This window comes from Aurantimicrobium minutum, from assembly GCF_029893825.1.
Taxonomy (GTDB): Bacteria; Actinomycetota; Actinomycetes; order Actinomycetales; family Microbacteriaceae; genus Aurantimicrobium; species Aurantimicrobium minutum_C.
Map to the genome: position 1 here is coordinate 648,439 of NZ_JARXXV010000001.1, position 26,264 is coordinate 674,702.

General features: G+C 54.4%; 26 protein-coding genes and 1 tRNA gene. 6 read left to right on the top strand and 21 right to left on the bottom strand.

Features of this window, described 5'->3' with window-relative positions:
- Window positions 1-49: 49 nt before the first annotated feature.
- Together M2120_RS03095 and rpsO are read right to left on the bottom strand one after the other, a co-directional pair.
- Window positions 50-2,299, bottom strand: coding sequence for a polyribonucleotide nucleotidyltransferase (locus M2120_RS03095; RefSeq protein WP_280797256.1), 2,250 nt, complete (start codon window positions 2,297-2,299; stop codon window positions 50-52).
- A 338-nt stretch (window positions 2,300-2,637) separates the two neighbouring features.
- On the bottom strand, window positions 2,638-2,907 hold the full coding sequence (gene rpsO, locus M2120_RS03100; protein WP_096381651.1) for a 30S ribosomal protein S15: 270 nt from the start codon (window positions 2,905-2,907) through the stop codon (window positions 2,638-2,640).
- A 210-nt stretch (window positions 2,908-3,117) separates the two neighbouring features.
- On the opposite strand from rpsO, the gene M2120_RS03105 reads away from it, so the two are divergent.
- From M2120_RS03105 to M2120_RS03115, 3 genes are all read left to right on the top strand, one after another.
- Window positions 3,118-3,483: a DUF805 domain-containing protein gene (locus M2120_RS03105; RefSeq protein WP_280797257.1), complete on the top strand. Its 366-nt coding sequence runs from the start codon at window positions 3,118-3,120 to the stop codon at window positions 3,481-3,483.
- Window positions 3,484-3,575: 92 nt separating this feature from the next.
- Window positions 3,576-3,968: a DUF805 domain-containing protein gene (locus M2120_RS03110; protein ID WP_280797258.1), complete on the top strand. Its 393-nt coding sequence runs from the start codon at window positions 3,576-3,578 to the stop codon at window positions 3,966-3,968.
- Window positions 3,969-3,993: 25 nt separating this feature from the next.
- Window positions 3,994-4,215: a DUF167 domain-containing protein gene (locus tag M2120_RS03115; protein ID WP_280797259.1), complete on the top strand. Its 222-nt coding sequence runs from the start codon at window positions 3,994-3,996 to the stop codon at window positions 4,213-4,215.
- Here M2120_RS03115 and M2120_RS03120 read toward each other — a convergent pair.
- Together M2120_RS03120 and M2120_RS03125 are read right to left on the bottom strand one after the other, a co-directional pair.
- Window positions 4,212-4,898: an alpha/beta hydrolase gene (locus M2120_RS03120; protein WP_280797260.1), complete on the bottom strand. Its 687-nt coding sequence runs from the start codon at window positions 4,896-4,898 to the stop codon at window positions 4,212-4,214. The genes M2120_RS03115 and M2120_RS03120 overlap by 4 nt on opposite strands.
- 2 nt (window positions 4,899-4,900) lie before the next feature.
- Window positions 4,901-5,275: an FKBP-type peptidyl-prolyl cis-trans isomerase gene (locus tag M2120_RS03125; protein WP_110233823.1), complete on the bottom strand. Its 375-nt coding sequence runs from the start codon at window positions 5,273-5,275 to the stop codon at window positions 4,901-4,903.
- A gap of 25 nt (window positions 5,276-5,300) precedes the next feature.
- Between M2120_RS03125 and M2120_RS03130 the strand changes: the two genes are divergently transcribed.
- The gene (locus M2120_RS03130; protein ID WP_280797261.1) at window positions 5,301-6,560 is read left to right on the top strand and encodes an APC family permease; all 1,260 of its coding nucleotides are present in this window, start codon (window positions 5,301-5,303) and stop codon (window positions 6,558-6,560) included.
- On the opposite strand, the gene M2120_RS03135 is transcribed toward M2120_RS03130, so the two are convergent.
- Genes M2120_RS03135 through M2120_RS03145 form a run of 3 tightly spaced genes read right to left on the bottom strand, consistent with a single transcriptional unit; the run spans window position 6,523 to window position 9,622 of the window.
- Complete coding sequence (locus tag M2120_RS03135; protein ID WP_280797262.1) at window positions 6,523-8,208, bottom strand: amidohydrolase; 1,686 nt, start codon at window positions 8,206-8,208, stop codon at window positions 6,523-6,525. The two genes, M2120_RS03130 and M2120_RS03135, sit on opposite strands and share 38 nt — an antisense overlap.
- 39 nt (window positions 8,209-8,247) lie before the next feature.
- Window positions 8,248-9,078 (bottom strand): aldo/keto reductase, encoded by an 831-nt coding sequence (locus M2120_RS03140; protein ID WP_280797263.1) that lies wholly within the window; start codon window positions 9,076-9,078, stop codon window positions 8,248-8,250.
- A 19-nt stretch (window positions 9,079-9,097) separates the two neighbouring features.
- Window positions 9,098-9,622, bottom strand: coding sequence for an adenine phosphoribosyltransferase (locus tag M2120_RS03145; protein ID WP_280797264.1), 525 nt, complete (start codon window positions 9,620-9,622; stop codon window positions 9,098-9,100).
- A gap of 27 nt (window positions 9,623-9,649) precedes the next feature.
- On the opposite strand from M2120_RS03145, the gene M2120_RS03150 reads away from it, so the two are divergent.
- A complete protein-coding gene (locus M2120_RS03150; RefSeq protein WP_280797265.1) occupies window positions 9,650-10,147 on the top strand; it encodes a DUF6328 family protein in 498 nt (165 codons plus the stop codon).
- Window positions 10,148-10,161: 14 nt separating this feature from the next.
- Here the strand turns inward: M2120_RS03150 and M2120_RS03155 are convergent, their stop codons facing one another.
- The 9 genes from M2120_RS03155 to M2120_RS03195 form a co-directional block, all read right to left on the bottom strand.
- On the bottom strand, window positions 10,162-11,565 hold the full coding sequence (locus M2120_RS03155) for an aspartate ammonia-lyase (protein WP_280798152.1): 1,404 nt from the start codon (window positions 11,563-11,565) through the stop codon (window positions 10,162-10,164).
- A gap of 238 nt (window positions 11,566-11,803) precedes the next feature.
- Complete coding sequence (locus M2120_RS03160; protein ID WP_280797266.1) at window positions 11,804-13,207, bottom strand: aldehyde dehydrogenase family protein; 1,404 nt, start codon at window positions 13,205-13,207, stop codon at window positions 11,804-11,806.
- 27 nt (window positions 13,208-13,234) lie between these two features.
- Window positions 13,235-13,579, bottom strand: coding sequence for a zinc ribbon domain-containing protein (locus M2120_RS03165; protein WP_348519937.1), 345 nt, complete (start codon window positions 13,577-13,579; stop codon window positions 13,235-13,237).
- On the bottom strand, window positions 13,500-14,363 hold the full coding sequence (locus M2120_RS03170; protein ID WP_280797268.1) for a carbon-nitrogen hydrolase family protein: 864 nt from the start codon (window positions 14,361-14,363) through the stop codon (window positions 13,500-13,502). The genes M2120_RS03165 and M2120_RS03170 overlap by 80 nt, the downstream gene beginning before the upstream one ends.
- Window positions 14,360-15,301, bottom strand: a complete 942-nt coding sequence (locus M2120_RS03175; RefSeq protein ID WP_280797269.1) for a bifunctional riboflavin kinase/FAD synthetase — start codon at window positions 15,299-15,301, stop codon at window positions 14,360-14,362. Before M2120_RS03175 ends, M2120_RS03170 begins: the two co-directional genes overlap by 4 nt.
- Entirely contained in the window at window positions 15,301-15,711 is a 411-nt protein-coding gene (locus tag M2120_RS03180; RefSeq protein WP_280797270.1) for a hypothetical protein, read from the bottom strand. The genes M2120_RS03175 and M2120_RS03180 overlap by 1 nt, the downstream gene beginning before the upstream one ends.
- Window positions 15,712-15,752: 41 nt before the next feature.
- Window positions 15,753-16,121, bottom strand: coding sequence for a hypothetical protein (locus M2120_RS03185; protein ID WP_280797271.1), 369 nt, complete (start codon window positions 16,119-16,121; stop codon window positions 15,753-15,755).
- A 6-nt stretch (window positions 16,122-16,127) separates the two neighbouring features.
- A complete protein-coding gene (gene truB / locus M2120_RS03190; RefSeq protein WP_280797272.1) occupies window positions 16,128-17,063 on the bottom strand; it encodes a tRNA pseudouridine(55) synthase TruB in 936 nt (311 codons plus the stop codon).
- Between the two features lie 74 nt (window positions 17,064-17,137).
- Window positions 17,138-17,213 (bottom strand) — tRNA-Lys (locus M2120_RS03195).
- Between the two features lie 264 nt (window positions 17,214-17,477).
- Between M2120_RS03195 and ald the strand changes: the two genes are divergently transcribed.
- The gene (gene ald, locus M2120_RS03200) at window positions 17,478-18,593 is read left to right on the top strand and encodes an alanine dehydrogenase (RefSeq protein WP_280797273.1); all 1,116 of its coding nucleotides are present in this window, start codon (window positions 17,478-17,480) and stop codon (window positions 18,591-18,593) included.
- Window positions 18,594-18,599: 6 nt separating this feature from the next.
- Here the strand turns inward: ald and M2120_RS03205 are convergent, their stop codons facing one another.
- The 5 genes from M2120_RS03205 to M2120_RS03225 form a co-directional block, all read right to left on the bottom strand.
- The gene (locus tag M2120_RS03205; protein ID WP_280797274.1) at window positions 18,600-21,113 is read right to left on the bottom strand and encodes an FtsK/SpoIIIE domain-containing protein; all 2,514 of its coding nucleotides are present in this window, start codon (window positions 21,111-21,113) and stop codon (window positions 18,600-18,602) included.
- A gap of 66 nt (window positions 21,114-21,179) precedes the next feature.
- Entirely contained in the window at window positions 21,180-21,812 is a 633-nt protein-coding gene (locus M2120_RS03210) for an FHA domain-containing protein (RefSeq protein ID WP_280797275.1), read from the bottom strand.
- Between the two features lie 10 nt (window positions 21,813-21,822).
- Window positions 21,823-24,021: a transglutaminase domain-containing protein gene (locus M2120_RS03215; protein WP_280797276.1), complete on the bottom strand. Its 2,199-nt coding sequence runs from the start codon at window positions 24,019-24,021 to the stop codon at window positions 21,823-21,825.
- Window positions 24,021-25,283, bottom strand: coding sequence for a DUF58 domain-containing protein (locus M2120_RS03220; protein WP_280797277.1), 1,263 nt, complete (start codon window positions 25,281-25,283; stop codon window positions 24,021-24,023). Before M2120_RS03220 ends, M2120_RS03215 begins: the two co-directional genes overlap by 1 nt.
- A complete protein-coding gene (locus tag M2120_RS03225) occupies window positions 25,280-26,245 on the bottom strand; it encodes an AAA family ATPase (protein ID WP_280797278.1) in 966 nt (321 codons plus the stop codon). Before M2120_RS03225 ends, M2120_RS03220 begins: the two co-directional genes overlap by 4 nt.
- Window positions 26,246-26,264: the final 19 nt, after the last annotated feature.

The window sequence follows — 26,264 nt, forward strand, 5'->3', positions numbered from 1 at the left end:
GACGAATACCCGCCCCACAACAGTGGGACGGGTATTCGGATGAGTGAATTTACTCAGCGTCGCTTTCAGCGGTTGCTTCGCCCTCTTCACCTTCGAGAACGGGCTCAAGCGAAAGCTTGCCACGGTCATCGATCTTGGTGATCTTGACGAGAACCTTCTGACCCACGGAGAGAACGTCTTCGACATTCTCCACACGCTTGCCACCAGCGAGCTTGCGCACCTCAGAGATGTGCAGCAAGCCGTCCTTGCCAGGAAGCAAGGAGACAAACGCACCGAAGGTTGCGAGCTTGACGACGGTACCGAGGAACTGCTCGCCAACCTCAGGGTTGGTGGGGTTCGCAATGGCGTTAACCTGTGCGCGAGCTGCCTCAGCCGAAGGACCATCGGTTGCACCGATATAAACGGTTCCATCATCTTCGATCGAGATGGTTGCACCAGTCTCGTCCTGGATGGTGTTGATCGTCTTGCCCTTAGGACCGATGAGTTCACCGATCTTGTCGACAGGGATCTGAACGCTGATCACGCGAGGAGCAGTAGGTGCCATCTCGTCTGGACCATCGATCGCTGCATTGATCACAGCGAGGATTGCGGTACGAGCTTCCTTCGCCTGAGTCAGTGCACCGGTGAGCACGGAGGCAGGGATGCCATCGAGCTTGGTGTCGAGCTGAATCGCGGTGATGAATTCGGAGGTACCAGCAACTTTGAAGTCCATGTCGCCGAGAGCATCTTCTGCACCGAGGATGTCGGTCAGCGCTGCGTAGCGGGTCTCACCGTTGACCTCGTCAGAGACGAGACCCATAGCAATACCTGCAACAGGAGCGCGCAGAGGAACACCAGCGTTGAGCAGCGACAGAGTCGATGCACAGACAGAACCCATCGAGGTTGAACCGTTGGATCCAAGAGCCTCAGATACCTGACGGATTGCGTAAGGGAACTCTTCACGTGCTGGAAGCACGGGAACGAGTGCACGCTCTGCCAGGAAGCCGTGACCAATTTCGCGGCGCTTAGGTGTTCCCACGCGACCGGTTTCACCGGTGGAATATGGCGGGAAGTTGTAGTGGTGCATGTAGCGCTTTGAAGTGATGGGAGACAGCGAGTCAATCTGCTGTTCCATCTTCAGCATGTTCAAGGTGGTGACACCCATGATCTGGGTCTCTCCACGCTGGAAGATTGCTGAACCGTGAACGCGAGGGATGACCTGAACTTCAGCATCGAGTGCACGAATGTCGCGCAAACCACGGCCGTCCATACGAACACCCTCGGTGAGGATACGTCCGCGAACAACCTTCTTGGTTACTGACTTGTAAGCAGCACCGAACTGGTTCAGAGCAGTCTCATCGAGTTCGCCAGCTTCAACCTTGGCCACAATGGCTTCCTTGACGCGTGCCTTGACCTCGTCGTCAGCGTTCTGACGCTCGATCTTGTCAGCGATGAGGTAGACCTTCTCCAGGTCAGCAAGAGCGAGTTCGCTCACTGCTGCGTAGAGCTCGTCAGAGTAGAGAGGGAATACAGGGTAGTCCTGTACTTCCTTCGCGGACTGACGTGCGAGCTCTTCCTGAGCCTTGATCAGTGCAGTGAGGAAAGGCTTCGATGCTTCAAGTCCTTGAGACACGATTGCCTCGTCTGGCTTGATGCCACCAGCCTTGATGAGGTCCCAGCTCACTTCGGTAGCTTCTGCCTCAACCATCATGATGGCGACGTCTTCCTTGCCATCCTTGTCAACCACGATGCGACCTGCTACGACGAGGTCGAAGACGGCGTCCTTGAGCTGCTCAACGTTGGGGAACGCAACCCACTGACCATCGATCAGGGCCATACGGATACCACCGATAGGACCTGAGAATGGCAGACCGGAGATCTGGGTTGATGCCGAAGAAGCGTTGATAGCCAGTGCGTCATAGAACTCACCTGGAGCAATAGACAGAACGGTTACAACAATCTGAACCTCATTACGCAGACCATCAACGAATGATGGGCGCAGTGGACGGTCGATCAGACGGCAGACCAGAATGGCCTCAGTCGAGGGACGGCCTTCACGACGGAAGAACGAACCGGGGATCTTGCCTGCTGCGTAGGAACGCTCTTCAACGTCCACGGTCAGCGGGAAGAAGTCGAAGTTATCCTTAGGCTGCTTGCTCACAGAAGTAGCAGAGAGCAGCATGGTTTCTTCATCCAGGTAGGCCGCAACTGCGCCCTGAGCCTGCTGTGCGAGACGTCCGGTTTCGAAACGGACTACGCGCTTACCGAACTTACCGTTATCAATAACGGCTTCGGCGAATTTGATTTCTGGACCTTCCATTAAGGTCTTTCTCCTTTGTTTTACGTCGAGACCCCGTGTGGGTTCCGACTCATACATCCGGAGCAAAGCAAGGCAGAACGAAGCCGCTCAAACACGGACATACGTTGCACGAGTATCAGACTTCGTGCTGGCCACCAGTAGAAATCCACCAACGTTTGTTGGTAAACCACCACCGAAGACCAGCGAACTGCCTGCCTGCTCTTATTTCAAGAGTACCCCAAAACCCTCAATAAGCCCATGAAGGCTGGAAATTCTGAAGTGAATGTCAGATGAACGCTTTGCAGATTAACCACAAGAGCCACCCCGAAGGGTGGCTCTTGATCAATGACTGTGTTCGACTAGCGACGCAGACCGAGGCGCTCGATGAGCTTACGGTAGCGGTTGATGTCGACATCAGCGAGGTAGCCGAGAAGGCGGCGACGCTGACCAACGAGCAGCAGCAGTCCACGACGTGAGTGGTGGTCGTGCTTGTGCTCCTTGAGGTGCTCGGTCAAGTCCTTGATGCGCTTGGTGAGAAGAGCAACCTGAACTTCTGGAGATCCAGTGTCACCGGGGTGAGTTGCGTATTCGTCGATGATCGCCTTCTTGACATCTGCTTCTAGTGCCATGTTGGGATCCCCTTTCTTAGTACCTCGTTGCGCGGCGCCCAGAACCTGTTGTTCTGAGCTCTCTTTATCCGCGGCCGTTAGACGGCAACTTCACAAGGTTACCAGAGTGTGGGCACGCCAGAAACCACACGTCCATCTGGAGCTCACTAGTCGGGAGTAACCTGAAAATGGTTCCTCTCACCAACATGAGGAATCTCAACGTCAGGAGTAATGATGAATTTCGGTGAAGCAATCAAGTCAGGCTTCAACAACTACGCCAACTTCCAGGGCCGTGCACGCCGTTCGGGCTACTGGTACTGGTACCTCTTCACGACACTGGTGAGCTTCGCATTTGGCGTGCTTTCCTCGGGAAAGACCGACAACTTCTTTGGAGTTATTGGCGGACTCGTCAGCCTTGCACTGTTCATTCCGAGCCTGGCCTACGTCGTGCGCCGCCTGCACGACACCAACCGTTCGGGTTGGCGTGTGCTGTTCGTGCTCATTCCACTCGTTGGCTGGATCTTCCTGTTGATCTGGCTGGTAACTGACAGCGAAGCTGGATCTAACCGTTTTGGTGCAAGTCCCAAGGCAGGCTAGCCGCTCACATTCAACAACTGCCCTCTGTGTTTATTCACAGGGGGCAGTTTCAATTCGGGAGTAAATACCTTCAGTAAGCCAAGATGGTGTTTATGACTTTTTCTGAAGCTATCCAATCCGTATTCTCCAAGGCAACCAAGATGGAGGGACGTGCTCCCCGTTCTGAGTATTGGTACTGGATTCTCTTCACCGTCATTGTTCAGCTCTTCGCGCTTGTTCCACTAGTTGTTGTGGCCATGATGGTTCGCCAGTCTGATTTCTGGGTCATCATGCCCTTCCTCATCGCTGCTGCAGCAATTTGGTTCTTCTTGTGGCTCACACACATCACCGTGACGGTTCGCCGCTATCACGACCAGGGCCTTTCCGGTTGGATGTTTTTCATCTCCCTCGTGCCCGTGATCGGCGGCCTCTTGGAGTTCATCTTCATGCTGCAGCCCAGCCAGCCAGGTTCGAACAAGTTCGGCGTTCAAGTTCTCGGTAAGTAATCGCCCTTCGCGCTAGCTTTTCTATATGCGCGTTGTGGTTCGGGTGAAGCCCGGTAGCTCTAAAGGTCCACTCGTCGAGTCAAACGAAGAAGGTCTTGTCGTTTTTGTGCGAGAAAAAGCCATTGATGGCGCAGCTAATGACGGCGTGATCAAGCTTTTGGCGGAGCACTTTGGCGTCCCGAAGTCACGAGTCCGTGTTGTGCGCGGCCACACCGCGCGTATCAAACAGGTTCAGATCGACGACTAACCCGTCACGTTCCTTCGCAAGAATGCTGCTGCGTCTTCGATTTCTTCCAGCGACAAGCCGTGGCCAACGTGGGCATAGAGCTTTGCTTCAACATCAAAGTGTTCTGGCAACCAGCGACGAGTGAAATCAATGAGGTTTTGTGTGATCACAGGATCTTGAGGATCGCGACCCCAGAACAGTGGTGGCTTCACATCAGCGAGCGCCTGGTCACGCTCGGCACCACCTTCAGTGGTGTCGGCAACAGCAAAGCTGGCAAAGAAGACACCGGCAATAAAACGCTCTGGTTGATGGCGGAAGAGCTGGGTGAGCATGACTCCGCCTTGGGAGAAGCCCAACAGGGCAATATCTCCTAAACCGCCGACTTGCGTATCGAGTTCATCAATCCAGGCAATGAGGCTGTCTGTCGAGGCGGTGACTTCGTTGATGTCGCGGCGCAGGGTGTCATTTTCTGCGTCGTAGTCAATAGCGAACCAGGCATTACCTGGTCCTGCCTTCAGTGGTGCACGAAGGGAGGCAATAACAAATTGTTCGGGCAGATACTGCCCCAACGAGAAGAGGTCGCCCTCGTTCGAGCCATAGCCATGCATCATGATGAGCAGGGGGCGTTCGGCTAGAGCGGAGGCGACACTCTCTCGTGGTACTGACCACCGCACAGCGGTGCTGTCGATGGCAGGGAAGGTCATACTTAGCTAACGCCCAGAAGGTCAATAACGAATATGAGGGTCTTGCCGGAGAGACGGTGACCGCCACCAGCTGGGCCGTAGGCCTTAGCAGGAGGGCATACGAGCATGCGGCGTCCGCCAACCTTCATTCCAGGGATACCTTCTTGCCATCCGGAGATGAGGGCCTGGAGAGGGAAGTTGATGGATTCGCCACGGTTCCATGAAGCGTCGAATTCTTCACCGGTTTCGTATTCAACACCGACGTAGTGCACGTCAACGGTTGCACCGGGGGTTGCTTCTGCGCCGTCGCCGACGACGATGTCTGTGATTTCCAGCTCCGCGGGAGCAGGCCCCATTGGGGCGTCGATTTCTGGCTTTGTGAGGTTGTGTTCAGTCATGGGTTAATTCTGGCAGAGTAATCCTGTGAGTGAACACAAAGGCACCCTCGGCATTGCCCAGGGAACTGCCCTCTATATCGCCAGCGTGCTCGGAACCGGCATTTTGGTATTGCCAGGCTTGGCAGCTCAGGTAGCAGGACCCGCCTCGATTCTCTCCGTCGCCATCATCTTTGTGCTCTCTATCCCACTTGCGGGAACCTTTGCTGCTCTGGCTGCGCGCTATCCCGACTCAGGTGGTGTGGCGAGCTACGTGCGTAAATCCATGGGTAACACCTGGGCCCGCGTCGCCGGATATCTCTTCTACTTCGGTGTTGCAGCTGGAGAACCGGTTGTTGCTGTGATGGGCGCTGAATACGTTGTTGCTATCACAGGCGCTGATCGCTCACTTCTTCCTGCTGTAGCTGCCGTTCTCTTCCTCGTTCCCTTCACGCTCAATCTCTTTGGTGTGAAAGTGGCGGGCTGGGTTCAGCTTGGTCTGAGTGCACTTCTGGTCGTTGTAGTGGTGGGCGTGATCGCTTATGGCGCTCCTGCTGTGCACGAAACAAGCTTCCAACCATTCATGCCTCATGGCTGGGTTGGTGTGGGAGTTGCCATCAGCTTGTTCGTCTGGGCTTTTGCCGGCTGGGAAGTGGGAACCCACATCGCTGCCGAGTTCAAGAATCCGCGTAAGACCATTCCCATTGCCACGGGCATTGCTTTGGTCATCGTCGGAACGGCCTATTTAGCCCTGCAGTGGGTCACTATTGGTGTTCTGGGAGAAGATGCCGGCAAGGGGAGCGTTCCGCTATTGACCCTGGTCAATGAAACTGCCCCCAAGGCAGGTTCGATCATCATTGCCAGCATTGCCGCAATCGTCTCCTTGGGTGTGCTCAACGCTTATCTGGCTGCCATTGGCAAGCTGGGTGCATCATTGGGTAGAGATGGAGATCTCCCCCGTTATCTGGCCAAGGGAGCTGAACCGGATGAGGTTCCCCGTCGTAGTTTGATGCTCTCGCTAGGTATTTCAATTGTCTTTTTTGCCATCTTGTTTGCCCAAGATTTCCAGCTCTTGAGTCTGATTCCCATTCATTTGAGCTCGATGGTGGCGATCTATGTGCTGGGCATGACGGCAGCTGTGTTGATCTTTCCGCGCTGGAGCTGGGACTGGTGGGTTGCCGTGGTGGCGTTGGCCATGACCATCGTGTTGTTGATTTTGAACGGTCCCAATGTGCTGTTCACTGTGGGCGTTGGCGTCGTGGCCTTGATGGTTACTTGGGTAAAACGGATTCGTTCGCGTCGAACGTAATCTTCCCGTCCATCATGGTGAGAATGACCTTGGTGGAGTGGATGTCGTGGGGATCTATCTTGAAGAGGTTCTTCTCCAGCATGACAAGGTCAGCTTTCTTGCCTACTTCCAGAGAACCAATCTGTTCTTCTAACCGGAGCTGATATGCCGCATTACGTGTCATACATTTGAGGGCATCTGCAAGTTCTATGCGTTGACGTTCAACAAAAATACGGTCCTCAGGAAAACCTGGCCGTTGCCTCGTCACAGCGGCTTCGATATGCATCAAGGGCTTTATTTCGGAGATGAGCACACCTGGAATGTCTGCGCCGTATGTCACAACGGCACCACTGCGCACTAAATCGCCATAAGGCATGGATTCTTGCTCTACTCGATCTTCTCCAAGAAGTTCTCGATACACATCGATATAAACACCGTTGTAGTTTGTTCCCCACAATGGCGTGACGTTGGCAATCACTCCTAATTCTGCAAACCGGGGAATATCGTCTGGGTGAACCAGGGTGTTATGGCAAACCGTGTGGCGAGACTCTCCACGACCAATGCGCTTCTGGACGGCTTCGATAGCATCCAAAATGACTCGAACTGAACCATCTCCGTCATTGTGAATGTGCATATCGAAACCAGCTTTTTGTGTGGCTTCAATCTGTGCCTCAATGTGCTCTGGACTAAATGACATCGTGCCCAGGCCATGATTTCCAGAACAGTAAGGTTCTAACAGCAACGAGCCAAAGCTCATCATGGTGCCATCTGCCCACATCTTGTTGACGCTGATGCTGACGTGTTCTGAAACGAATTCTTTATTCCACTGTGCCAAGGTCTGGGCAACGTGCTGAGGATCATCATGTGAATTGCGAGTCCAGACCGAACCCACAACTCGCAGAGGCAAGTTCCCAGCTTGATCCCGATCGATCAACATCTGCACAATAGGAGCTGATTCGTCCTGGGTTTCCCCGATCAAAATTCCGGCGTCATAGGTCGCGGTAATCCCCCAAGAAGGGGCAGGATCAACCGTGAGTTTCATCGCTTCAGTAATGCCCTCAGGCGAGAAATACCCTAGTCGCGAGCCAATATAAAGGCAGGTTGCCCCTTCAACACCGTGGCCAGTGGGCCAGCCATCTTCATCTCTGACGTAATACTGTGCACCAGGAACTGGATCAGGGCTCTGATCAGTGATTTCGCAGAGATTCATCGCAGCTGTGTTGAACCATATATCGTGAGCGTCTGCAGATAACAAAGCCATGGGACGATCTCCGGTGATCTGATCCAGCCACTGCCTACGGGGGCTTCCTTCCTCAAATGAGGCAGGCATCCAGCCGTGTCCACGAAGAGCTGAGTCTTCTGGCTGTGCTTTCACCCAGTTCTCGATTGCTTTCAACACGTTGGTTGTTCCTGTAATCCCACTCAGGTCAACACCCACCTTCGTGGCAGCTCCCATGATGAGGTGGTCATGAGCGTCAATGAATCCAGGTAGAAGCATTCCTCCCTGCAGATCAACATGCCGAGTGTCCTCAGTGAGATACTCCGCTACCCCTGCATTGTCACCGACATAAACAATGACACCCTCTCGAACAACAAGTGCTTCTGCGCAGGGCTGAGCGTCGTTCACGGTGTGAATCAATCCACCTGAAAAATAGAAATTGTGAGACATTGACTTCGCCGCCACTTTCTTGATGAACAGAAAAGGGATTTACAACTCTTCGTGCGTGTTGGGGTCTCCGCCCCACAGGCGACCACGCTCAAGTCCTGAAATGAGATCCATTTCTTCGGGCGAGAGGTCGAAATCGAAGCTGTGTAGGTTCGACATCTGACGACCACGATCAGCTGACTTGGGCAGTGGAATCGCACCAAGCTGTGTGTGCCAACGCAGGATGAGCTGCGCTGGTGTGACACCGCGAGCCTGAGCAAGGTCGGTAATGACTTTTTCATTACGGAGTTCTTCTGTCTTCCCCAGAGGGCTCCAGCTTTCGGTTTGGATACCGTGCTGGGCATGGAAAGCACGCATCTGTGCCTGGGGGAAGTAGGGGTGGAGTTCGATCTGATTGACCGAAGGAACGACGCCGGTGGCGTCGATAATCTTGGTCAAGAACTCTTCGGTGAAGTTGCACACACCAATACTCGTGGCCAGTCCATCCTCTTTGAGCTCGATCATGGCCTGCCAGGAGTCGAGGTAGCGGTTAACGCTGGGGTTGGGCCAGTGAATCAAGTAGAGGTCGATGTAGTCGAGTCCCAGTGTCTGGCGGCTGAGCTCAAAAGCAGCCATCGTTTCATCAAAACCGTGCGCAGCACCGGGAAGTTTGGTGGTGACAATGATTTCTTCGCGAGGAACACCAGAGGCAGCAATCGCCTTGCCCACTTCACCCTCGTTGTTATACCGAGTTGCGGTATCAATCAGGCGGTATCCCTCATGGATGGCGTTCACAATCGAAGCAATGCCATCGTCACCAGTGAGTTTGTAGGTGCCCAGACCAATCTGGGGCAGTACTAGACCATCATTGAGAGTAACTGTGGGAGTCGTCATAACTCCAGCGTAGAGCTTTCTAGAGCGTGACGAGAGTGTGAATATCACGCCCTGCAAGTCTTTCACGACCGCCAAGAGCTTCCAGTTCAAGCACCACTGCAATACCGGCAACTTCCCAGCCAGCACGCTCAATCAAAGACACCGAGGCACCGATGGTGCCCCCAGTGGCCAGTACGTCATCGAGGACGAGAACTCGAGAACCAGCAGGTAAAGATGCGGGGTTCACCTCGAGGGTGGCAGAGCCATATTCCAAGTCATAGGTTTCACCGATGATGTCGCCTGGAAGCTTTCCACCCTTGCGAATAGGAAGAACACCAACACCGCCATCAATGGCTGCGGCAGCAGCCAGTAGGAATCCACGGGCTTCCAATCCAGCAACGGCATCGAACTTTCCCACGAAAGGCTCAATCAAGCCATCCACAACGGCCCGAAAGGATTCACCGTGAGCAAAAACCGGGGTTAAGTCGCGAAAGAGAATGCCCTCGGAGGGGAAGTTAGGAACCGTCAGCATGCGCCGCATGACAACATCGGTAGCGTTACTCATAATTCGAGCCTAGCTAGGCTTGAGGCTATGCCGAACACCGCGATAGAAAATGTTGATCCTGAGCTGAGCGAATCTGAGTATGCACGTCTCGAGCGTCGCTGGAATGAGCAGCTCAGTGAACTGCGTGTAACGCAGGCAGGAACGCAGATCATGATGGGCTTTTTACTCACCCTGAGCTTCCAACCTGCATTCCAAACCATCAGTGTGGTGGAGCGCAACCTATACCTCAGCTTGGTGATCGCAGCGACTTTGGCAACTGTTCTTGCCATTGCACCGGTCAGTCTTCACAGAACACTCTTCGCACGCCCCGGCGCCAAAATAAGAGTCGTCTCCATCACCCAGGTTTTCTTGCGCCTCACCCTGATTTTGGTGGGCATCGTTCTCTCTGGAACGGTTGCCCTCATTTTCAACGTGGTGCTGGGCAATACTGCCAGCCTGATTGGTGGAGTGTGCGCCGCAGTAGGCATTGCAGCAGTGTGGTTAGCACTACCACTTGGCGTGCGACGCACACTCAAGAAGAACTAGTTCTTTCTTAAGAACTAGGCGTCCATTCCTGAGATCTTCGCGGGCGAGAGCTCGCGCAGAACATCTTCTTTAGTCATTAGGCCTGCTTCAACAACCAGGTCTGCCACGGGGCGACCAGTCTTGAGGGCTTGTTTAGCCAACTCTGCAGCGGGACCGTAACCAATGAAGGGGATCAGGGCAGTGATTACACCCACGCTCGAGGCAACCATGCCTTCTAGGCGCTCCACGTTGGCCGTGATGCCGACAACACAGTTCACGCGTAGCGTCATGCAGGCTTGGGCAAGCCAGCTGATGCCCTGCAGAAGGGAGTAGGCGATAACAGGTTCAAACGCGTTGAGCTGAAGCTGACCACCCTCTGCCGCCATTGTCACGGTGACATCGTTACCGGCGATGGCATAGGCAACCTGACTCACAGCTTCAGGAATAACAGGGTTGACCTTGCCGGGCATGATGGAAGAACCTGCCTGCTGGGCAGGAAGGTTAATTTCACCCAAACCAGCTTGTGGGCCAGAAGACAGCAGACGTAAGTCGTTGCTGATTTTGGACAGCTTGATTGCCGAACGCTTGAGGGTTCCGGAGAAGCTCATGAAACCACCGGCGTCACTGGTTGCCTCAATGAGGTCGGGTGCGCTGGTGATGTCAAGACCAGAAATAGCAGCCAGGTGTCGAACGGCGGCCTCGCGGTAGCGAGGATCAGCTGTAATACCGGTACCAATTGCGGTAGCACCGAGGTTGATTTCACTGAGCATCCACACGGTCTCGGTAAGACGGTCATAGTCTTCACCGAGGGTGGTGCCAAAGCCGTGGAACTCTTGTCCCAGGGTCATCGGAACTGCGTCCTGCATCTGGGTGCGGCCCACTTTGAGAATGTGCTTGAACTCTTCACCCTTCGCGTTAAAGGCTTCGCGGAGCAAGTCCAATTCTTTGAGCAGGTGTGGCAGTGCAAACGCGAGCGATAGCTTCACCGCAGTGGGGTAGGTGTCATTGGTGGACTGTGACTTGTTCACGTCATCAATGGGGTGCATGTGCTCATACGCACCCTTTGCGTGACCCATGATTTCGAGGCAACGGTTGGCAATCACTTCGTTGGCGTTCATGTTGGTGCTGGTTCCAGCACCACCTTGAATAACACCAACGACGAACTGTTCGTGCCATGAGCCATCAATGATTTCCTGGCAGACGCGGTCAATGATGTCGGCCTTGTGCTGGTCCAGTACACCGATCTCCGCATTGGCGCGAGCAGCAGCCTGCTTAACACATGCCAGTGCCACAATCAGCTCAGGGAATACCGAGATAGGGCGCTTAGCTATGGGGAAGTTTTCGAGAGCACGTGCGGTGTGAACACCCCAGTATGCATCTGCTGGAACCTGCATGGCTCCGAGAGAGTCTGTCTCAGTGCGTGTAGCAGCAGGTGCAATCGGCAGCTGCGCATTCCCGGAAAAGTTTCCTACACGGTCTGTTGAGGTGAGGCCAAGAGTATCGATGGGACGGGTTGACGGTGTGGTCTGTTCAGACACTAGTTATCAGCTCCATTGCTGGGTTAGGGACTTTGTGGGTCGAAACCGAGTCTAGGACTGTCGTTTGGGCGCGAACAAGGAACACGTCCGACTAATCGGACAAAAAACACCGATTCTTTACAATCAGAAAAAATCTCAGCTAGCTCAGCTTGCGCAGCAAGCCTTTAATGAGTTTCTTTTTCGATTCCGTAAACGGTGGGAAAACCAAGGCAAGCGTTTCTGGCTTGAGTGGCTTGGACAAGATTGCCTTTTCGTGACTGAAGGTGTCGAAGGAGCGCTTGCCGCGATAGGCACCGATACCGCTCTCCCCCACACCTCCAAAGGGCAGACCGGGAACACTCAAGTGAATGACGGCGACATTGAATGCCAATGCCCCCGAGCTTGTCCGCTCGGTGAATGCCCTTCTCGCGAGAGTGTTTTCACTAAACACATACAGCGCCAAAGGCTTGGACTTCGAATTGATGAAATCTATGGCATCGTCCAGATCAGTCACCGTGATCATGGGCAAGATGGGGCCAAAGATTTCTTCCTGCATCACACCGGCATCACGCTTCACCTCTGCCAACACAGTGGGTGGAATGTAGCGCTGTGCCTTATTCGGTTTGCCATCTGCCACTACCCGGCCGTCTGCGAGGTAACCGCTGAGGCGAGCGAAGTGGTTGTCGTTAATGATGCGACCGTAATCCTCAGACTGAAGCGGGTCAGCACCATAGAGCGCTGCGATTGCAGCGACCAGATGTGCTTCAAGCTCGTGCTGAACGCTGGCGGTTGCCAGGATGTAGTCCGGCGCAACGCAGGTTTGTCCCGCATTCAAATACTTGGCCCAGGCAATGCGCTGCGCAGCAGCTTCCAAATCCACACTCTCATCGATATATATCGGTGACTTCCCACCGAGTTCGAGAGAGACCGGGGTGAGATGCTTGGCAGCTGCTTCCATCACAATTCGTGCTACGCGGCCATTGCCGGTGTAGAAAATGTGGTCATATTTCTGTTCGAGCAGCCACCCTGTTTCCTTGGCAGCCCCCTCCACTATCGCGATGGCGCGGGTGTCGAGATAGACCGGAATCAGTTTGGCTAATGCCGCCGAGGTGGCCGGTGCGAGTTCACTGGGCTTGAGCACAACAGCATTACCTGCTGCCAGTGCACCAACTAACGGCGCTAAGAGTAACTGCATGGGGTAGTTCCATGGAGCAATGATGAGTGCAACACCGACAGGTTCGCTCACCACGAATGCCTTGGCAGGCATGACGGCAAGCGGAACACTCACCTTCTGGGGCTTCAGCCATGCCGAAAGATTCTTCAGGGCATAGTCAATATCGCCCAGAATGATGCCTATTTCGGTCAGCTGAGCTTCAGAGGAGCTCTTGCCTAAATCCTGATGGAGTGCATCCTCGAGCACCTTCTGGTTATCTATAACGAGTTGACGAAGTGCAGTGAGCTGGTTGATCCGCCATTGACGTTTCGCGGTGAGGCCTGAGTCATAGGCTTCACGAAGAGAAGATACGAGTGCGGTGGCTTCTGACACTTTTTTCAGCGTGGTCATGCCACTCACACTACGCCTGAAGCTGGCTTAGGTGCGCCATCTTTCCAAACGTGGAATACCTTTAGCAGCGAGCCAACGAAAAAGTTTGGAACTGCCCTGTTCCTTCAAGGCGTTGTCCACGATCTCGAGCATCTCATCCAACGTGCAATCCGGGCCCACAAAAGCACCCTCCTGGTAACACAGCGAGCACCATGTGTCACTCAACGAGCCATCAGCTTCAGTGCCGCGGCAATCCCCGGCCTTTTTCGTGATGAGGGGCATGCCACAACTTTGACATTGAGCGGCCATGAACTTAGTCCTTGGGGTGAACGCTGTATCGACGAAGTTCAAGTGCTGGGTTGGTGTCTCGGGCATCAATGACTGCCTGAACATTAAGCGTGGCGATAGAAACACCCAAGTTCTGACCCATGTCTGCCAAGGTTTCTCCCAGAGGAGAGACAATACGTGACATTCCAACCGCTACCGGTGGAATTTGATCAGCACCTGCCACAAACACCATGTTCTCAATAGCGCGAGCAGAGGTCAGTGCCACCCAGTGGTGTGCTTTCTTGGGGCCTGCGATCCATTCACTGGGCATAGCTACCAGGTGAGCTCCCGCATCGACGATGCGGCGAGTGACCTCAGGAAAGCGCAGGTCGTAGCAGGTCTGCATGCCCACGGTGATGTCTTCAACCACGAAGGTTTCTGGCTCATCTGCTGCGGTTCCAGGCTGAATCCAGTCGCTTTCTTTATCTCCGAAAGCGTCATAGAGGTGAACCTTGCGATATTTCGCAACCACCCCAGCACCTGGAAGAACAGCAACCAGGGTGTTGAAGGGGCGAGGATCTGAGCTGGTGCTCTTCTCCACCATGCCCACGACAATGGCGACATTGACTTCATCTGCCAGTTCAGCCATTGCCTCCACGAAAGGACCCTCGAGGGTTTCAGCAAAGGTGTTCACCCAGTCGCCCAGTGCGCCACCAAAGGCAGCTGAGAACTCAGGCAGGATGACCAAGCGTGCACCGTTCTCAGTTGCAGCATGCACCAAGGCTTGAATCATGGTGATGTTATCGGCCGGGTTGGGCCCGGGGCCAAACTGCGCAACGGCGACCTTCACTCCCCCGATGTCTTGTGATTCACCCAGGTCATCGTTGGTGGTGTTAAATTCTTCGGTCATGAGTTCGCCAATCCAAGAATGGTGCGCGTGCGGAGGACATCGTCGTGCATTTGTTCAATCAGAGGATCGATGCCGGTGAAGGCAACCATTCCTCGAATATGTGCAGCAAACTCAATCGTGACCTGGTGACCATAGAGGTCCAGGTTTTGATCAAGCAGGAAAGCTTCAACCGTGCGCTTGTTCACACCCTCGAACGTGGGGTTTGTGCCCACGGAGATCGCAGCGGGAAAGCGCTGACCCCCATCAAGGAACCAGCCCGCATAGACCCCATCTCCAGGGACAAGTCCAGTGGAATCCTGCGACAGGTTCGCCGTGGGGAACCCCAGTTCACGGCCTCGCTTGTGACCGTGCACAACCTCACCGCTCACCCGAGGCAAACGACCTAACAGCTGAGAAACCCGAGCAATATCGCCTTCAGCCATGAGTTCACGGATCAAAGAGGATGAGACACGAACCCCATCCAATGGCGTGACGTCATCGATGAGCACCACATCAAAACCGAACTCTGCTGCCAGTTCCTGCAAGGTGACAACATCACCGGAGGCATGATCACCAAAGCGGAAGTCATGACCAACCAGTACAACCTGGGCGTGGAGTGCGCTCAGTAAGACGTCGGTGACAAATTCACGGGGGCTCAGCCCAGCAAGTGCAGAGTCGAATGACAGCACCAGTGCCGCTTCAACACCTTGAGCTTCAATCAGAGACAGGCGCTCTTCGGTTGACACGATGTCGGCAGGACGCTGATCTGGAGTCAACAGCGACGCTGGGTGACGATCAAACGTCACAACGGTTGGTGCAAGACCACGCTGGGAAGAAATATCTCCCAGCTGACGCAAAATCTCCACATGCCCTAAGTGGACACCATCAAACTTGCCAATTGTGACTGCACTTGGACCCCACCCTTGTGGGACGTCAGTAACTGCATGCCAGCTGAGCATTAGCCAACCTCAGGGTGACGCCTGAGCCAGCGCAAACCAATAATGGGCATGATCAGCGGGATAAAGAGATAGCCCATACCAAAGTAGGACCACACGGTGGGGTGGGCAAACAGGCTTGGCACAACCAGGCTCAGCACACCCACAATGAGCACACCCGCCAATTCAAACCCAATCGTGATCTGTGCGATTTTGTACCACAGCGGCCCACGCGCAATCAGAGCAATCGTTGCCAGCACATAGACAACAGCGGCGAGCGCCGAGAGGCTATATGCCAAGGGCGCCTGGTCAAACTTGGCAACCAGTTGATAGAAGGATCGCCCGGTCGCCGCTAATGCCAGAACGAGATAAATGGCAATGAGAATACGACCAGCACCAGAGCGGCGCGATGCGGGAGCAGTGGTCTCTGACATATCGATACGAGTCTAGTTCTGAGAAGTTTGTGAATTTTCGCTTAGGCGCCTTGAATAAACCAGATCTGGCCCATGCGATAAAGCATGACGGCCACTGCCAGTTGTGCAACACCTAAAATCACTGTGCTCCAGCGGCTGCGGTCGATCAGCGCCCAGAATCCAGCACCCACGGGCAGGAAGATGGCACTGATCAAGTAGATATAAAACTCAAACAGGCTACCGGTTGGCCTATTGCCGGTTAGTGGTCCAGCAATTGCCACAGCAAGCTGAACAATGAGCAGCAATGCCACCACGCCGGCAAAGGCCATGGTGAGGTCACTGGGGCGGCGTCCCATCAAGCCCAGAGCAACGGCAAGAACACCACCGGTCACGGCAACGCCGATCTGGAGAGCAGTAAACCAATCAATCATGAGAAGTTAAGACTTTTCTGTTTCTGTGGGGAAGTTCACCACGACACGAGACTGATTCTTTTTGACCGTAATCAGTCCCACCAGCCTATCTTCTGGGCCAATTGCAGCGACGGGTTCTGCACTGTCTGGAAAACCTTCTAGAAATACTTTCTTCCCTTGGGAGAGCTCCAAGGCTTGTGTCTGATTCAGATCTACAACCGGGAAAATTCCCCTGGCAACATCTGCCGGGGTCAAGAGTTCTGGGGCATGCTCGAGCTTGTCCAGATCATGCGCATCTGAGACATGGAAAGAGCCAATTCGTGTTCTCCGCAGTGCCGTGAGATGTCCTCCCACGCCTAACTTGAAGCCCAAGTCTCGAGCTAATGCACGGATATATGTGCCGGAAGAACACTCCACCCTCACATCCACATCAATGAAGCCGTTTCCTGCCTCATCAACACCCCGAGAAATACCCAAAATCTCGAAAGCATGAATCGTGACAGCACGTGCCTTCAGCTCGACGCTCTCACCTTCACGAGCAAGTGCATATGCGCGTTTGCCATCAACTTTGATGGCGCTAAACGTGCTGGGCACTTGCTCAATTTCTCCGGTGAGAGGAATGATTCCCTCAGCAATGAGCTCATCGGTGACTCGATCTAGCTGCGACTGCGGGGCAAAGCCCAGCAGATCACCCTGAGCATCATCTGTGGTGCTGGAGGAACCCAACCGTATGGTTGCAAGATATTCCTTGCTCAATCCCACGATGAAGGTGAGCAACCTTGTCGATGACCCCAAGCCCAGAATTAATAACCCTGTTGCCATCGGGTCCAAGGTTCCGGCATGACCCACCTTGCGCGTGCCCGCTAGGCGGCGCATTCTGGCCACCGCATCATGGCTGGTGAATCCTTGTGGCTTATCAATCAACACGATGCCATTTGGTGCAGGTGTTGTAGGAGAAGCCATAGGTCAATTATCTCGGAAAGACAACAGTGCTTTCCCAAACAAAAAGACCACCTGGCGAGAGGTGGTCTTAGTGTTGGTGCACCCCCCGGGACTTGAACCCGGAACCCACTGATTAAGAGTCAGTTGCTCTGCCAATTGAGCTAGAGGTGCAGTTGGTTCGAAATTGTGTTCCGAACCGAAGGTCAACATTATCACTCGAGAGCGAACTGGTCGAATTGAGTCACTCTTCACCGTTAACAGCAGAAGAAAATCTACGAAGCTCACTCACGCCAATCTGAGGGAATCATCAGAATTTTCAATTATTTTTACGAAATCCGCACAAAAATCATAAAAAACCTTTCGATTTCGTTAGATGACTGGATAAAGTAGGTAGGTACTCACCCAAAGAGGCGTGAGCTCTATATAGGAGATCCCATGAAGGTCGCAGTCCCCACCGAAATCAAGAACAACGAATTCCGCGTAGCTATCACCCCAGCAGGCGTTCACGAACTCGTTGGTAACGGACACGAAGTTCTCGTTCAAGCAGGCGCAGGCCTCGGTTCTTCCATCACCGATGAGGCATACAAAGCTGCCGGTGCGAAGATCGTTGCAACTGCCGAAGAAGCATGGGCTGCTGCCGATGTACTTCTCAAGGTTAAGGAACCTATCGCAAGCGAATACAAATACTTCCGTGAGGGACTTGTGCTCTTCACATACCTCCACCTCGCTGCTGAGCCCGAGCTCACCAAGGCCCTGGTAGACGCCAAGGTCACCGGCATCGCCTACGAGACCGTTCAGCTTCCTACTCGCCAGCTACCTCTTCTCGCTCCTATGAGTGAGGTTGCAGGTCGTCTTGCACCAATCCTCGGCGCCAACGTGATGCTCAAGCCCAACGGCGGTCCAGGTCTGCTCGTTCCCGGCGTTCCCGGAACCCACCCTGCCAAGGTTGTTGTTCTCGGTGGTGGTGTTGCAGGTACAAATGCTGTGCAGGTTGCTGCCGGTATGGGTGCAGAGGTAACTGTTCTCGACACCAACTTGTTCCGCCTGCGCGAGCTCGATGCACTCTACGACGGCCGCATCAAGACCATTGCATCTAACTCTTTCGAAATCGAAAAGGCATGTCTCGAAGCAGACATGGTGATCGGTTCTGTACTGATTCCTGGCGCTAAGGCTCCCAAGCTGGTCAGCAACGACCTGGTCAAGCGCATGAAGCCAGGTAGCGTTCTTGTGGACATCGCTGTGGACCAGGGTGGCTGCTTCGCAGACACTCACCCCACCACTCACGCTGAGCCCACCTTCCAGGTTCACAACTCACTGTTCTACTGCGTAGCAAACATGCCGGGTGCTGTTCCTAACACCTCCACCTACGCTCTGACCAACGCAACCCTGCCTTACCTGCGCTCCATTGCTAACAACGGATGGCACGCAGCCCTCAAGGCAGATCAGTCACTGCGCCTGGGCCTCAACACCCACGCTGGTGCAGTAACCAACGCTCCTGTTGCTCAGGCAGTTGGTCTGGAATACAGCGACCTCGACGCGATCTTCGCCTAGAGATATTTAGATCACAACCCTTGTGGTTGAGCCTTCGGGTTCAACCACAAGGGTTTTTTCATACCCCACATGAGGAAATAACCCAGTCCGCAGTCGAAGTCCTCGTAGTTCCGATGTGGTGCACCCATCCAGAACAAGCACTGCGTCACTTCGCAGTGACGCGAGCAACGATAACCGCGCCATCCATTCATCTGGGGTCCCTAGATAAATACCTTCACTGTGTGCAGTGGTCACAGCCAGTTCTGAGGCAAGATCTGTTAATCGAGAGTGCAGTGGCTTCTCCAGCTTGGCCAGCAACTCTCGTTTGCGGTGAGTAATCACCACATAGGCACTTTCATTCCTCCAACTCATGTGTTGGGCAAGCACAGTGTCGACTACTGCAGGTGTTACATGAACCAGCTGAATCTCATGACCTCGCCATGTTCCGCGGCCAGGTAAAGAAGCTGAGTTCAACTTCACTATTTCTGGGAACAAAGCGAGGAGTGCTGAAACACCCCGAACCTGTTCACTGCAGCCCAGCACCACAGCATTGCCCTGCTTGGGTGCTTGCCGTGACTTTGTGGTCAAAGCCGCAACAAACTGTTCACGATGTTCCAGATCAAACTCTTCGAGAATTCCATCGAGTTCATCAACGAGCAAGGTTGTTGGAGAGTTGATGTTCTCCACCACCGCATCCCATGCTTCTTCTGCGTCAGTGATTACGGGAACACCCAGTTGTGTGGCAAGTGCTGCAAGAGTGTTACTCACACCTGTGCGCGCTGGCCCAGTGATGAGCAGGTTGCCATCGTGTGTTGGCGAGTAGTTCGCCCACGATTGAACCTGCTGCTGTGGAATGTCGACGAGTCCTAGCCATGCCACGCCAGCTGGTGCTTCTGGTGAATCGGTAAGAGAAAGAGCTCTTGGAAGTGGCGGCAACCAGGGACTGCGAGCACTCCACTGGGGATGGTGGTCACACCACTTTCGTGTTTTCTCAATCACGCCATCAACATCCCCCGTGCCCAGAACAGCAGCTTGGAATTCCCGCAATTCCACACCCGTCCCCATCGCCACTGCACGCCCCGGAATATGCGGAAGTGCATAAGCCAGGTCACTCTCTAGCAGGCTGTGCGAATCATGTTTCTGAGAGACTCTAAACCCGACCCTCACCGCACAATTAGCCAGTAAAGACTCCCCCACGCTGCCACCCACTCGCTGGCTTGAGAGGATGACGTGAATGCCGAGTGCTCTTCCCCGGGCCGCAAGATCTACGAACGCATTCACGAGCTCCGGAAATGTTTCGAGCACAGCACGAAACTCATCAACAACAACGATGAGACGTGCCAGATCGACTTCTGTTCTGAGCTGAGAGATATCAGAGATCTTCTCCTGAGCAAGTATGTGTTCCCGGTAATGAATTTCTGCGCGAAGTGAGGTGATAGCTCGCAGAGCTTCTGCGTGATCAAGGTCGGTGACAACACCGACAACGTGAGGCAGTTGGGCAAGTTGTGAGAACCCCGCCCCACCTTTGAAATCAATGGCGAGAATGGCAAGTTCTGCAGGTGAATAACTGGCCGCCATCGCCACCAACCAGGTTCGAAGGAATTCGGTTTTGCCAGAACCTGTCATGCCCGTCACGACAGCATGCGGACCAGCACTGACAAGATCCAGGAGCAGAGGGTGGTCGCCTCCCCTGCCTACATTCACCACGAGGGAATCTCTCGCAGATGCCCACTCTTCTTCCCTATTCACCACCGCTTGAACATGTGTGGGGATCTCCGTTGAAGCCGCAAGCGCATGAGGGTGTTCTGCACGCAGTTTCTCGTGAATCAGCGAAGCTTCTGCTGTGCTGAGCAAATCCACGACGACTGCAATGGGCAGTGCAGAAGGGTCAATGGTGTCGTGGAGCGTAGCAAAGCCTCGATCAACTTCAAGGAAATATCTCACCCCATAGGCGATGCTCTCTTTACTGGAAACAACAGAAACCGTAACTGGCAGCGCACGTGAGCCCTCTGCCCTGGAGTCTCGCTCTGGAAAACCCACTCGCCCACGCTCATCTATTCCCCACAACCATGCAAGCTGGAAGGCAATAGCTCGTTGCACCGACAAAGCTTCAACGGGTTGACCCGAAATAGCTAGCCCCTTCGTAATGTCGATCAGTACAGGCATTCCCCCGACTCGAGCGGTTCCGATGCGCACTTCACGTGCTGTTCCTTGCGGTATTTCCCCGGCAGCCCAGCGAGGTCGCAAAGAGTAGCCCTCTTCTGCAAATCGACTACTGGGCGGACTGCTCACCAGCGCATCCTGACGCCTGGTGAAGGTTTCTAACTGCTTTTGGTGAGCCTGGGCAAGGATTTCTTCACCATCACGTTCTTCCTGACGTGCTTCTTCACGCCTGGCATGCCATCTGGCATCGAAGTATTGAGCAAGAGCCATCACGGGGCCCAACAGAGCAAAGAGCAAGGTGTAGGCAGAGCCGGTCACCAGCCACAACACAACACTGGTGATGACAGGGGTGATCAGTGCAAAGAGAGGAAAACGCATTCCTGCACTTCAGCAGAAACAGCTTCACCTCAAATGGGGTAAATGAGTTTCGGTGGAAAAGTGCCGCTATGAAATGGTGAGGTGGAGATCACCAAAGTCGAGACGCGTTCCCCGCACTACTGTGTAGCGAGTGCCGGGTTGAGCACGACGAGGAACTACTCCAGGCTCTCTCACGATTGTGCCGTTACCACTGTTGCGATCAGCAACCCAGAGTTCACCATTGTCGACCCCAAATTCAAGGTGGGTCTTTGAGACTGACCTTCCAGGATCAGAAACCACGATGAGGTGCTCAAATTCTTCACCCTCAGCAGGAGTGGGCATGCGGCCTAAGAGACCACTGTGGGTAATCTCGACGCTTTCACCAGTACCTAAGGTGATGGTGAACGAGGCGAGGGTGTCTAGTTCTTGCTCGGTGGCAAAACGCGGGGGCTCCACCTCTCGAACAGGTGCTGAGTCAAAAAGTTCTGACAGGTCAACACCGTCGACCTGTTCCACGATGTTTGTCGAGGTTGTTTCAGGCTCTGTGGCAGAAACTGGCGCATGTGTTTGTGGAGCTGGTGCTGGGACCTCAACTACCGCTTCTGGTGCTGGCTCTGGCTTGATGACAGGAATAGCTTGCGTGCGAGCAAGGGAACTTCCGCATTCACCGCAAAAGAGCGCACCTTCTGGCAACGCACTCTGACAGACATCACACAACATGCTTGTGATGCTACCTGCGCTTGGGCAGCAATTCGGTCAAGCGAGCCCACGATAGTCCAAATGATTTCACAGAGATGCGTGCACGGATTTTCTGCCACCTGGTGAGCTGTGCATCTAAGCCAGTAATGACCTTTTCCGCTTCTGACCACGCTCTGGTGACCTCAGCTTCAGAAATGCTGTCCGAGGAATACTGGGCAGTGTCTGCCAATACTGCAACGGCAGTTGCAGCTGGGAGTTCAGTCAGTGCCGCAACCTCTAAACGAGTGTTAGAGGCAGTCATCAACGCGCCATGGTCAATCAGTGCGTCGTGTATCTCACTCCAGGCGCCAGTAATGCGTTCTCTGGCATCAGTTGCATTCAGACGTGCTGCACGGCGTCGACGCTTGGCGATGACAATCGCCAGAAGTGGCGATGCGAGTAGTCCAAGCCAGAGCAGTGTCCAGCCCACAACAGTAACCACGGCAAGAATGGCCTGCAATACAGGATCTACGGGCTGTGGCTGTTCTTCATCTGCCGCTTCGGGAGCAGAGTTGTCGTTCAGTTGTGGCTCGTTTTGTGCGGGCGGATCAACTGCTGTTTGTGGGAAGGCAACCTCTGTGGGGTCTTGAGGCTGTTCTTCAGGAATGGGGCGCTCAACTGGAATAGGGTTGAGGGCAACCCAGCCTTCGGTGGTAGATATTTCAATCCATGCCGTCATGTCAGCACCGGTGAAGGTGACCTGCGTTGCAGGATCTGCCCCTTCCGGTGCCGTGAATCCCATCACCACACGCGATGGGAACCCGAGCTGGGTTGCAATGAGTGCAGCTGCAGCCGAGTATTGCTCTGCGTCTCCCACCATGGGAGTGGCAGCGAAGAGTGCGGCAATGCGGTTTGCTCCGTGGCCAGAAGCACTGGGAACTTCATCTGGGCCACCGTGGCTGATGTATCCCTCAAAGGTCAGTGCCTGAAGCGATGCTTGGAGTCGCTCCCCGGCAGAAGTTTTGCCCTTAGATGTCACAGACACAAAGGCATCAAGACCATTGGGAATCACTGCGGGAGCAGGAACTATGGCATCTCCTGGCGCGAGTGAACTCAGTGCATCAAGGGAGACTTCTGGGGCAGCAAGGCCTGTTGTTCGGTAACTATCACCAGAGGCAAGGCCCGTTATTACTGCTCCAGTTGCAGCAGGGCGGCTGTAGTAGAACGCATCGGTGAGCGCACGGGCTCCACTGCCAGTGAAACGCAGAGAACCGAGCTCACCCGCGAGCGGAACCCACGCACCTGTCAGCCCCGAAATTGTGACGTCGGCAGTAATGCTCTCCCCCGCGCTGCCAGTCAGAGGAATTGACCCTGGCAATTTTGTGAAGTCCGCTGCCACTCCACCAACCGAATAGAGAACGCCGGTGTAGTTATCCAAGGTTGCCAGGCTGACGTGTTGGCCTGAACTCAAACCCGCAACGGTGAGCAAATCTTCGTTCGCAAGATCACCGGTGACGTAGGAGCGATATTCCGACAGTGGACTGGTGTCATCTTGCAGTACGAAAGGCTGGTCTATTTCTGTGCGCCACACTGAACGATCGGTGATGGGGGTTACGAGCACAACCGCACTGGCAACTACCGACGAGAGGGCAACAATGCCCAGTGCGCGCATACCCAGGCTGGCACTACCGACTCGGCTCAACGCAAACCAGAGCGCAATCAGAACAAAAACGCCCACCGTGACCACGATGCTGGCAAAACTGCGCGAGGGACCTAACCATATAGCAGTGCCGAGGGTGATGACCGGAACGAGTGCAGCGCTGCTGGCAATGCCCTTCTGGCGGTTGATACGCAGGCTCAACGACACCGCGAGCAGCACGCCGAGGAGGGAAAGTAGGAATACAGGAACAAGCAATGCCTCATAGGCACCGACGGGAGGCATGACGGTGACCAGTTGCTTCCAGGAGAGCATGATTCCTGTGAGCAGGCTCAACTCGCCCTGCACACTGGGCAAGAAACCCAGTATGGCTTCGCTCGGGACCGCTAAAGGAACTCCGAACAGCAAGTAGGCAGCGACTGCCGTGAGAACGGTGCGCAGCACCGACCACGAACGGCGCGCTGACCACAACGCGATTACTCCACCCAACAGTGCACCACCGGCCAGGGCAATGAAAAAGTACGGGTCTTGATAAACCGGCCACAACGGAACCAGAGAAACCACGACGGCGAGGCTCAGAAGTATTGCTCTCACTATGCCACCGCCATTCGCTTGCCCAGAAGTTGTTGCAGATCATCGAGGCGACCAATGGTTGCTACCGTCAATCTGCCCATGCGGCGGGTGGACGGAGAGGCTTCTGGAGCACAACACACCACCACAACTTCAACGCCAGCGGGGAAGGCAACCGAAGCAGAGTGCAAAGTCTTGGAGTCAACTCCCGCGCCGGTCACGAGGAAGACAATCGACACATCCGCAGCTTGCACGGATGCCAAACGAGACAGTTCCACGATGGTGGGACTGCCTTCTTGAAGGTGGATCCCTGAGAGCTCATCCAGGAGTCGATCCCTGGAAACTGTCGACAGCGCTCGAATTCGAGTCGGAGAAGAACCTCGTTCCTCTCGGCGGCGAGAGGCAAGCTCCCGGGCGGCTTCACGCAATGCACTCAATCGACCTGTGGAAACTGGTCTTGCCTGAGCACTGACCAGGACAGAAAGTTCACGAGTGTCACGAATCGCACGAACACCTAGCGACGCTGCCGCGCTGACGGCGAGCTCAAATTCGTCATCGGTGGCAAACGTTTCAGGACGGGTGTCCACTGCAATCATGAGGTGGCTGCGGCGGGTTTGTTCAAACTGGCGCACCATGAACTGTCCGGTTTTGGCAGTGGACTTCCAGTGAATGTTGCGACGATCATCGCCGGGAACGTATTCGCGTAAGGCATGGAATGACAGGTCACTATCGGTGAGGTCTTTGGTCGGATTACCTTCCAAATCGGGCACAAAACCGGTGCTCATACTGAGCAAACCAATGGTTTTGGGGTGAATAAACAAAGTCTTCACACCCCCGTGAACAACTTCACGGGAAATAAGACCCAGAGGGTCTTGGCGAATCACTCGGGCAGGACCCACCTGCACCATGCCGCGGTGCTCGGTGGGAACTGGAAGTGTGATGTCTTCCTGTGCACTCTTGCGCAGACGTCCCACGCGGGTTTCCACCTGTTGATCCCCAACCGGAACAACAACATCCAGGGCAGCTAAGGAGTGCCCTGTGGGGTTAGAAACTGACACAACGAGTTGTGCTTCATCTCCGACCACTACACGTTCGTGGGCGAGCTTGAAGGAAACCTCATGTGAGTGCCTAAAAAGTGCATAGAGTGTGGCGATGCCAAAGCTGAGTAGCCCGGCACAACCCAAACCAATCAGTTCTATCCATCCCTGCGCAGCACCAACGACAAGGCTGAGCAGGGCAATAATTACCCAGCCCCAACCTCTCGAGGTGACGACGCGAAAATTCATGAGGTGGCAGGAGCTCCCACGGGAAGATCAATCAGGATCTTGCCCACGACATTGTTGGCGGTGACGCCATCAAACTCTGCCTCAGGATCGAGCACCAGGCGGTGAGAAAGTACCGAGTCTGCGAGTGCTTTCACGTCGTCAGGAATGACAAAGTGGCGACCCTGCGATGCAGCGTGGACGCGAGAAGCACTGATCAACGCCAATGCACCTCGAACTGAAGCACCTAAACGAACCTCAGGCGCAAAACGAGTGGCTTCAACAATGCGTGAAACATAGTCATTGATTTCAGGATCAACATGAACACTCTTGGCCAGCTCAATAAGCTTGACCACCATCTCGGCGGGCACAACACCGTCGAGTTCAGCAGCCTTCTTCTTGGCAGAGCCTTCCAAAATGAGCATGGTTGAGGCGTGGTCGGGGTAACCCAGCGATGCCTTCATGAGGAAGCGGTCTAACTGTGCTTCAGGAAGTCGGTAAGTTCCTGCCTGCTCAATGGGGTTCTGGGTGGCAATCACCATGAATGGTTCACCGGTGGGGTGGGTCACACCATCAACAGTGACGTGGTGTTCTTCCATAACCTCGAGCAATGCCGACTGGGTCTTGGGGCTTGCTCGGTTGATCTCATCGGCAAGCACAATGTTGGAGAAGATGGGGCCTTTGTGGAATTCGAAGGCACCCTTCTTCTGATCGAAGATGCTCACACCGGTGATGTCACCGGGCAGAAGGTCTGGGGTGAATTGAATACGCGAGTGACTTCCCTGCACACTTTGCGCCATCGCTCGAGCAAGCGATGTCTTACCTGTTCCTGGGTAGTCCTCCAGAAGTAAGTGACCACCGGAGAGCATGGCGGTGAATGCCAAGCGGACAGTGCGATTTTTGCCCAGGAGTACCTGTTCCACGTTTCCGACCAGCTTGTCGAAAACTTTCTGGAACCCGGCTGCTTGTTCGGGTTTCATACTCATGTGTTGTGCCTTTCGATGG